This is a genomic window from Castellaniella sp., from assembly GCF_034007085.1.
In the GTDB taxonomy this organism is placed as follows: Bacteria; Pseudomonadota; Gammaproteobacteria; order Burkholderiales; family Burkholderiaceae_B; genus Castellaniella.
On the sequence record NZ_JAVERO010000077.1, the window covers coordinates 1 to 9692 of the forward strand.

General features: G+C 58.1%; 7 protein-coding genes. 3 read left to right on the top strand and 4 right to left on the bottom strand.

The window, feature by feature from the left end:
- The 3 genes from RBR29_RS07945 to RBR29_RS07955 form a co-directional block, all read left to right on the top strand.
- Nucleotides 1-464 (top strand): HipA domain-containing protein (locus RBR29_RS07945; protein WP_320348449.1); only part of this gene is annotated, 464 nt, incomplete at its 5' end.
- 615 nt (nt 465-1079) lie between these two features.
- Nucleotides 1080-1349 (top strand): helix-turn-helix transcriptional regulator, encoded by a 270-nt coding sequence (locus tag RBR29_RS07950; protein WP_320348457.1) that lies wholly within the window; start codon nt 1080-1082, stop codon nt 1347-1349.
- Between the two features lie 443 nt (nt 1350-1792).
- Nucleotides 1793-2563: an EAL domain-containing protein gene (locus RBR29_RS07955; RefSeq protein ID WP_320348451.1), complete on the top strand. Its 771-nt coding sequence runs from the start codon at nt 1793-1795 to the stop codon at nt 2561-2563.
- On the opposite strand, the gene RBR29_RS07960 is transcribed toward RBR29_RS07955, so the two are convergent.
- From RBR29_RS07960 to RBR29_RS07975, 4 genes are all read right to left on the bottom strand, one after another.
- A complete protein-coding gene (locus RBR29_RS07960; protein ID WP_320348452.1) occupies nt 2560-3219 on the bottom strand; it encodes a response regulator transcription factor in 660 nt (219 codons plus the stop codon). The two genes, RBR29_RS07955 and RBR29_RS07960, sit on opposite strands and share 4 nt — an antisense overlap.
- 22 nt (nt 3220-3241) lie before the next feature.
- Nucleotides 3242-6379 (bottom strand): response regulator, encoded by a 3138-nt coding sequence (locus RBR29_RS07965; RefSeq protein ID WP_320348453.1) that lies wholly within the window; start codon nt 6377-6379, stop codon nt 3242-3244.
- Between the two features lie 99 nt (nt 6380-6478).
- Nucleotides 6479-9058 carry an ATP-binding protein gene (locus tag RBR29_RS07970; protein ID WP_320348455.1) on the bottom strand — a complete coding sequence of 860 codons (2580 nt, stop codon included), beginning with the start codon at nt 9056-9058 and terminating at the stop codon, nt 6479-6481.
- A gap of 206 nt (nt 9059-9264) precedes the next feature.
- On the bottom strand, nt 9265-9692 hold a 428-nt coding region (locus RBR29_RS07975; RefSeq protein ID WP_320348456.1), incomplete at its 5' end, for a FimD/PapC C-terminal domain-containing protein.

The window sequence follows — 9692 nt, forward strand, 5'->3', positions numbered from 1 at the left end:
AAGTGGATTTTCGCCTGCCCGGTGCCACCGACTACACCGCCTTCCTGCGAGCTACCCGTTTCCTGACGCGCGACGAGCGCGAAGTGGAGAAAGCCTACGCGCGAGCAGTTTTCAATGTGCTCTTCCATAACCGGGACGACCATCCCAAGAACTTCGCCTGGCGTCTCGGGCGTGACCGGCGCTGGCGTCTGGCGCCGGCCTTCGATCTGACCTTCAGCGAAGGCCCGATGGGCCAGCATCACCTGGACGTTTGCGGCGAAGGTGCTGCCATCGAACGCCGGCATCTATTGCGTCTGGCGGAGGAAGGTGGCGTCCCAAGGAAACGGACGGAGGCAGTCATCGACCGGATGTTGCTGCAGGCAAGCTCATTGGGTGAGCGATTTGAGCGTGCTCCGATTAGGCAGATGTTGGCGCAGCAGATAAAATCCACTATTGGTGCCTGTCGCAGGCGTCTGGAAAGCTGAATTCGAGCCGCCGCAATGGTGCCAGATCAGGGTTGAACGTACTCACTACTGAGTTTCTTGAGTACAAACATGAGTATATTTTTTAACGGAGCAGCATGGTGGCCTGTTTATTCAATGACTTGCAGTCACAATCGCTGTTTAACGTCTGACCCGAACAAGCCATTTCTCAGCATTTCACAAGATTGCTTAGAACCCCGAAAGCAGCGCTAGAACCCCGGAAATTCCGGGGTTTTTCGTTTCCATGGGATGCATGAGATTGCCCGGCGCATGAAAGCCCGCCGTGAACATGTAGTGCCGTTGCCAACGCAGGCCATAGAGATGTTACGGTACACAGGGGCACTGCGAGCACTTCCTGCTCGGTGCTTGATCGAAGGAAGAGCATGGTGGCCAAGGACGAAGCTTCTATTGTGACCGAGGGGGCTGTCCCGTGTTGCAAGCCCATCGTATGTATCCGCAACTTGCGTATAATTTGACTGATGAAAGCCGTCTTCGTCGAACATCTGCTTTCAAGGGAATATAAAGATCACAAAAATGGCATTTATATGATTTTTTAAGTCATAAAAAGCTATAAAAACGACTTTTAACCTATCGACTTCTGCTGAGATCCTGCAGGAACTGGGGGCTCGTCTGCGCGAGCAGCGGCTTGCCCAGGCGCTGACGCAGCGTGAACTGGCGCAAATGGCCGGACTGTCGTTGGGGGCGTTGCGTAAACTCGAAAGCGACGGCCAGTGCTCGATGGAAACGCTGGTCCGCGTCGCGCAGGCACTTGGCTTGCTGGAAGCGCTGGATGATCTCTTCGTGCTCAAACGGCAATCCATCGCCCAGATGGAGCAGGTGGACTTTGTCCGCCGCCGCAAGCGTGCGCCGCGCAAGAAGGCATCATGAAGCTGCTTACCGTGCATTATTGCGCCTGGCGGATCAAGGTAGCGCCCCAAGGAAATGGGCGGAAGAGTTCATCGACCGGATGTTGTTGCAGGCAAGCTCATTGGGCGAGCGGCTTGCGCGCGCTCCGATTAGGCAGATCGGTGACGCCAGGCAGTTGCAGGCCGCACTGGCAAGGGCTGTGGCTTTCAGATTATTCCTAGGCCAGCAGCCCGCAGGAAATCTTACGATCTCAGCTATCGATTCTGGCCTGGAAATTCCAGTCTGTTCATTGTTAGCCGGGGACATTCATGTTCGCACCAACCACTTCGCACGTGACGCCTACGATGGCGGTGAGCTTGCCTCGTCAGCCTCGTTCGGAGTCCGGCTTGTGGATGCCTCGGTGCATAGTCCGGCCTGACGGCTTTTCGGGTCGTAGCGTGTGCGCTCAGGCTGAACAGGCCGGGGTGCTGATCACGCGGGCTGTTTTGCTCGATGCCTTGCGAAAGGGGCAGGTTCAGGCGTGGCTGCAGCCCAAGGTCTCGGTTCAGTCCCAGCAGGTGGTTGCGCTGGAGGCCCTGGCGCGCTGGCGTCATCCTCAATGGGGTGTCTTGCCATCCGATGTGTTTTTGCCCTGGTTCAGTGCGCATGGCCTGGATGAGGCTTTGCTCTTGCACATGCTGCAAGAGGTACTACGTTTGCAGACCGATTGGCGCCGTCAAGGTTTGACGCTGCCTGTTGCAGTGAATCTGCCCACTCATTTGCTCGATGATGTCAGCCTGCCGGATCGTTTGATGGCCTGTGTACAGGAACAGCAGGGGCAGGCCAGCCAGATTACGTTGGAGTTGCTGGAAAACTCCAACACCCGGACGCCCTGCGCCTTGTTTCTGGGGGCCTCACGTCTGGTGGCGATGGGCTTTGGGCTGGCGCAAGATGATGCCGGGGTGGAGCACAGCTCAATGGAGCGTTTGATGTCAGCCCCGCTTTCAGAACTCAAACTGGACCGGCAAAGTGTGAATGGCCTGGCGCGCAGTCGCGAGCAAATCGAACAGGTGCAAGGTTGGATCCGGGTGGCCAAACAGCGTGGCCTGCGTGTTACCGCCGAAGGAGTAGAGCAGCAGGAGGATCTGGATTGCTTACGGCAAATGGGCTGTGACTATGCTCAAGGCTATCTGTTCGCCAAACCTGCTCCAGCTTTTGAACTGAATATGTGGAGGCGGCAGCGCTGGCTTGCCTAGGTAAACAGATTGTTCTGGGCACAAAACGCAATCAGGTCCTGGTTGTTATGCACATTGAGCTTGCGCATGGCCGATGCTTTTTGCGCACTGATGGTTTTGATGCTGCGGTTCAATTGTTCGGCAATGGCGCTGATGGAGTCCCCCATGGCAAACAGGCGCAGGACTTCAAATTCTCGGGGACTCAGGGATGTCAGACGTTCCTGTACCGAACTGGGCAGCACGTCTTTTGGGGTATCCTGCTTGAAATTTGCCGGGTAGTACTTCACGCCTTGGCGCAACAAGTTCAGGGCGACCAGGACTTCAGAGAGCTCGTCTTGTTTGAGGACGACTCCCTGTACGCCAGCATCGTACAAGGAGGAAATAATCATGGGGTTGGACACCATGGTCAGCACAATCAGTTTGACGTCCGGAAAGTGGCGCCGGAGATAAGAAATGAAGCGCATCCCGTCGCCATACTGCCCATCGCCGGGCATGGAATAGTCGGTAATGATGGTATCGGGCTGGTTTTTCTGCAGGTGCTTGACCAGTTCCGAGGGGCTGGATGCTACGGCCTCAACGCTCAGGTTGATATCGCGGCCCAGCAGCTCGCGTATCCCCATTAAAATCAATGGGTGATCATCTGCAATGATGACGCGCAGTTTTTCAATGGCGGGCATGCGGGTTTCCTTGCCTGTTTCGCTAGACTTGTTCAATCAGCTCGCGTAGTGCCTGGCACACGGCAGCGGCTGTATGAACTTGTGCTTCAGTTTGCTGATTATTTTGCCTGAAATCCTGTTCCAATTCTTTCACGCTGTCCGCGACTTCATGCAGGCCCATCACCACTAGCGCGCCTGCCATACGATGCAACACGGCCTGGCTTTGGGCCGCGTTTTGCGCTTGCAGGGCTTGTTCCAGCGCTTCCAGATCCTTGTTCATGGTGTTGCGGAAAATAGCCCGATAGCGTTGGGGCACGGGTGAGCTGACCAGAGATTCCAGCAGATTGCTCAAGGTGGCCAGATTCATGGGTTTGACCAGGCAGGCGTTCATGCCACTTTGTGTGCAGCGCTGGGCTTCGTCGCGCATGGCATTGGCGGTAATGCCGATAATGGGTGCCTTCATGCCCTGGGCTCGCAAGCGCCGGGCCAGTTCGTAGCCCGTCATATTGGGCATGTTGACGTCAGTTAGCAGCAGATCATGGCTGTTTCCATCCCACAGATCCAGCGCTTCTTCACCGTCCTGTGCCAGGGTTACCTGGCATCCCAAACGCTCCAGCTGCTCGCGCAAGGTGGCCTGGTTCAGCGGATTGTCTTCCGCCACCAGCACATGCAGACCGGGGCGGCCGGGTGTTTTGCTGGCGGCTTTGGCAGGTGGTGCGGCAGCCTGTTCGGGCGTGGCGTCCTGCTGTGTCTGCCAGCGTTCCAGCGCACGGGCAATGCTTTCGGGGTTGGTGCCATCGGCTTCGGGCAAGGTGGCGCTGCCATCACGTGCAGAGACGCTGACGTACGGACCGGGCCAGTTCGGAGCCGGGCTGCTGGTGGGCATCATCACATCCAGCAAGACATCCTCGGCATTGCCGATCAGTTGATAGCTGGGCAGTATGGCTTGCGCTTGGGCATTCCAGCGATTGAGCCAGATGCAGATTGACTCGGATAGCTCGGCATGGGGCGTGCGTACATGCAGTCTCATGCCTTGCAGGTCTGGAGCAGGATGGGTCTGCTCCCCAGCGGGCGCTATGTCCAGATTCAACGTAAAAGAGAAACTGCTGCCCAGGCCGGGTTCGCTGGTCAGCTGGATCTGGCTGTTCATCAATTCGGCCAGACGGGCGCAGATGGACAGCCCCAGACCCGCTCCGCGTATGGTGTGCCCACCCGCATGGGCCACATAAAAGGGGGTGAACAGCTTGTCCTGGCGTTCATGCTCAATGCCTACGCCACTGTCCGCTACCTGAAACAGCAATTGCGATTTTCCCTTGGCAATCTGCTCCTGGCGCAGCCGCACAATAATGTGGCCCGCTTGCGTGAATTTGACGGCGTTGCTGATCAGATTGCTCAGAATTTGCCGTATATGCAGCTGGTCTCCCAGAACGTTGCGCGGCACATTCGGGCTGATATGGCAAAACAGCAGCAGGTTTTTCTGTTGTGCCATGGCGGTATAGGTGGCGGTGCAATCCTGCACCAGTGCGACCGGGTCCAAGGGCACGGCTTGCACATGCGTTTGGCCGGCTTCAATCCGGCTGATATCCAGAATGTCGCTGATGATTTGCAGCAACTGGCGCGAGGCTCCCTGAATCCGGTCCACTTGCTGATGTTGCTGGCTATCCAGTTCGGTCATGGACAGCAATTCCAAAGAGCCCAATACGCCGTACAAGGGCGTGCGAATTTCGTGGCTCATGGTGGCCAGGAAAGCGGATTTGGCGCTGCTGGCCTCGTCTGCCGCAGCACGCGCGCGCTCCAGTTCACGCTGGATTTCCTCTTGGGCGGTCAGGTCCATCAGGACACACAGCAGGACATCCTGCTCGTGATAGCGGCTGGGCGCACAGGCCAGATGCAGACTGCGGCCATCGGCCAAATCCACTTTGTCTTCGCTCGCATCCGGTCCTTGCTGTTGCAATTCGTTCAAGGCCAGGGACAGGGGGGACTGCTCAGGCAAGCGGTCGCCTGCATCCAGTTCCAGCCACTCCAGCGCCTGGGCATTGCCAAAAATAATCTGTCGCGTGTCCTTGCTGATCACGCAGAGCGCGACTGGCGAGGTATCAATAATGCTGCGGTTGAAGTCCTGGCTTTCCAGCAGTGCTTTTTGTGCCTGATGGGCCGGTTCCACCACATGGCGTCCGTACCAGCGGGCATAGGCGATGCCACCCAAGAGACTCAATAATAAAAGTGCCACTGTGCCCAAGGGGACCCAGGTGCTGTCCAGCAATTGGCTGGGGCTGATCAGATAGCGGCCCGTCCAGGTGCCCGACGGGTCGCGCATTTGGAAGGCCAGCCCTTGCAGGCTGATGGTGAAACCATCATGTTTCAGGTCGGGAGAGTCGTTCTTGCCGATCAACAGGCCCTGCTCGGCATGGTGCAGCCAGAAGCGATAGCCTACCGGTGCTTCGGATTGACCGAAAAACTCGCGCAGTCGGCCTTTATCAAACAGGCTCATGGCCTGGAACAAGGAAGGGTCTGCACCGGGAATGGGCAGACCGGGCAAGGCAATCGGGATGATGCCCAGCATATGCAAAGGATGTTCGGGCAAGGAAACCCATTTCACCGTTGGCGGGCCGGGAACGGGCTTGCTGGGCGGCTGAATATGCTGGCGTGCCTCTGTGTGCGAGGCAATAGGCAGGACGGTGTCGGTCCGGGAAGACTCCAGTTCCGGAATGCTCAGACTGTCTCCCATCTCGGGATGGAACAGGAACAAATAGCCGGATGGAAAATAGGACAGCGCCCAAAAGGATGCAAAGCTGTCGGCCAGGTCCGCACCCATCGTCCCGTAAGCCTCTTTGGGCGCACGGCAATGCTGTTCGCAAAGCATGGAAAAGGACACGCTGGCGGTTGGTCGCCAGATGCTGACAGCCTGGCCGCTTTTTACCGGCGGGGGTTCGGGCGCCGGCCCGGCTTTCAGTTTGGCCGCATCGGCTTTCAAGTGAGCCAGAAAGCGTTCCTGTTCGTGGATATAAGCCACCGTCACGGTGAAATCTGATTCCAGGCGATGGCGCTCATTGCTGAAAAAATGCTGGCCGCCTACGACCAGCGCACCTAGCAAAATAAAGGAAACAGGAATAACGCTGAGCAACAGCCGCGTGTGTCCACGCGATCGCTGCGTCATGCGGTTAAAGGGTGAATTGGCCATGGTTCTCCGTGGGGTCGCCGTGTAGGGCAAGTCCAGCCTTATCATATCGTCCTGCGCCGCGATAGCGACGCAGGAATCGTGCATAAGTCGGGCAGAGGCCTAAAGCGTCGGAGGCTGCAGGTTGTCGCGCAAGGCGGCCATGGACAAAGGCTTGATCAGCAGGGCATCCATGCCGGCGGCAGACCATTCTTTGTCTTTGTTCAGAATGGCATTGGTCGTAATGCCAATAATGCGTCCTTGATACCCCTCGGCACGCAAGGCACGGGCCAGGGAATAGCCGTCCATGCCGGGCATGAACAAGTCGGTAAAGACAATATCAAAACGGTCTTTGTCTGGCAGGACCAGGGCGGCTTCGCCATTGGCTTCCAGATGGGTGGTGCAGCCCAACAAGGTCAGTTGCTCCTGAAGAATCTGCCGGTTCACCGGGTTGTCGTCCACCACCAGTACACGTTGTGTACGTACCGGTGGATTAAAAGCCTCTTTGGTTTGCGCAGGTGCACAATCCAGGGACTGCGCCTGCTGTACTGCATGCATGATGTCCTTCATGGCGGTCGAGGCGGCATAAAAATAATCTGCTTGTTCTGCTGCCGTGATGGCGGGCGTGCTGGGCCGAACCATGACCTGGCGTCCAGTCCATTCCGGATTGCTGGTGGCAAAGGACGGCCAGCTATGTACCAGCACCGTACCGGGCCTGGCGGACTGCCCATTGTAGGGCAGGGCATAGGCGCCCCAATGACGCAGCCACTTGCTGACATTGGAGACGATTTCCGGGATGTCTCCCGTGACATAGACGGGACGGAACGCCAGCAGAGACTCGGGAGCCGGGGGAGTGCCAGGAGACGAGGCCACAGGCAGAGTCACTTCAAAGGTAATGCTGGTGCCCAGGCCTGGTTCGCTGACCACAGACAGGGAGCCGCCCATCAAGCTGGCCAGGCGCTGGCAAATAGACAGACCCAGACCTGTGCCCGGCTGTTTGCTGATGCCGCCTTCGTTCAGGCTGAAGTAGGGCTGGAACAGTTTGGGTAGTACATTGGCACTGATACCGTGGCCGGAGTCCGTAATCTGAAAACGCAGGGTCAGATGGTTGCCGGGTTGAGGCTCGGTATGCAGACGCAGCACCACATGCCCGGACACAGTGAACTTGATGGCATTGTTGACCAGATTGCTCAGGATTTGGCGAATCTTCAAAGGGTCGCCAATGGTGGGGACCAATGCCTGCACCGGGGTCACCGCGTACAGCAGCAAGCCCTTGTTCTGAGCAGTGGCGGCAAAGGCGGCAATGACCTCATCGACTTGTTCCTGGGCAGTGAACTCGCGCGACTCCAGCGCGACATGGCCAGCTTCGATACGGGACAGGTCCAGCGATTCACCCACCACCCGGGACAGGGTTTCTGCCGAGCGGCGCAAGGTGTCCAGATAGGCGGAAGAGTGCGGGTGTTTCTCGGACAGGGACAGCAGTTCCAGCGTGCCCAGAATGCCGTACAGAGGCGTGCGGATTTCATGGCTCATGGTGGTCAGGAACTGGGTCTTGGCGAGACTGGCATTTTCAGCCAATTGGCGGGCATGACGCAGGGCGGTCTCTTCTGCTTTCTCGCTTGTAATGTCAATGATGGAGCACAGGGCCGCCCGATTGTCCCGGTAGTTCAGGCTGATGGCATGCACGCGCACGCTGCGGCCATCCTTCAAGGTGAGCTCGGTGCAGGCGCTTTGTTCATGCTCTCCCGGCAGCCGAGAGCGCCATTGCGCATCACCTTGCATCCAGGTCCGTGCTTGCGGGTTTTCTTGGAAGATCACGTCGCCCTGGGCATCGACCAGAGCCAGGCCGACAGGGGCCATGGCAATCAGTTCGCGATTCAGGGACACGCTATCGACCAGGCTTTGCTGTTGTTGGCGGGCGGGCAGGAGCAAACGGCGTCGGATCAGGCTGGCACCGACCAGAACAATGGCGGTGAACACGGTCATCGTCAGCAGGGCGGTGATCAGGGCACTGCGACCATCGTGCAGCAATTGCTGGATAGGCAAGGCATAGAGCACCCGCAAGCCTCCTGTGCCAATGGATTTGCTCAAGATGATATGGTGCGGCCAGCCTTTGCCATCAAAACCAAAATAGTCTTGCTGTATCCAACGCAGCTCGGACGAGTCTGGCGGGGCACTGCTGTACAGGACAGCTTGCCCGCGTATATCGAACAGAATGTACTCGGTGCTGGGTGGCGGGGGCGTCAGGGTCAATGCACGGTCTATGTCCTTTAGTTCCAGGCCCAGCCAGGCGCCTTGGCGGTTGTCCCTGTCGATAGGGGTGTAGGCCACCAGCTGCGAGGTGGAGTCATCGTCCGGGTGCAACCAGACTACAGGGATTTGCCGGGCATGGGGCGCTTGATTGATAGTGATCAGGCGCGTGGCCAACGTATCGGCTTGCGGCTTCCAGGACAGACGCTGACCATCGTGTTCCAGGCGATAGTCCTGAGCGGGGTGCAGTTCGCTGTAACGCAGGGTGCCCGTGCGATGGATGGCATTCCAATGACGACGCGTCAATAACAAGGTGTAGTGATCGGCCGAACGGTTGTCCGGCGTGTTCATGGTTTCCAGATTGCTGCGCTGCTCGGAGAGCACCACGGTATCCGGCGCCACCGCAGTAGCGGCTACAGCGCGTAGCAACACCTCACGCTGGTCAAAGAACAATTGCGCATGGTCCGCAGCGCTATTGAGCTGTCGACGATATTCGGAAATCAGCTGCGTGGCCGAAGCATACAGGTAGGCCCCGGTGCCCAGTGAGGCACACAGAATCAGGATCAGGGACAGCGCGCCCAGCAAGACGCTGGGAAAGCGAGGGACCTGCATGCAGGGCAGGTTCTCTCGCAGGGGGCTGCCGCTTAGCTGCCTTGTCTTCATGCCGCACTGTCTTGGGTTGTATCCTGTTTGGCCAGGTGTCCCGGCAGCATGGGATCAGGATCGCGATTGATGCAGTTCAGACGAACCAGCTGATAGTTCAGGTTTTCAGCGTTTTCGGACAGTTCGTAGCGAGCGCGGCACAGCTGACCGTCACGGCTGACATCCAGATAGCCCCGCATTTGTTCGGGCGGAACCATGGCCAGAATGCGGCCGCGCGGGTCGGTCATGCCCAGTTGCTGGCCCGAGACGTCGCGCACCATGGCCCCAAAGGGCAGGGGCGCACCTTGTTCGTCGCGCAGTTCAAACTGCACACGGTGGCCGACTTCGGCCTTGAAGGTCGCCAAGGCAACAGCGCCACGGGTAGGCACGATTTGTTGCACCGCGTTGTTGAACTCGGCGTTTTTCGGAGCGTTGCGAGTATCCA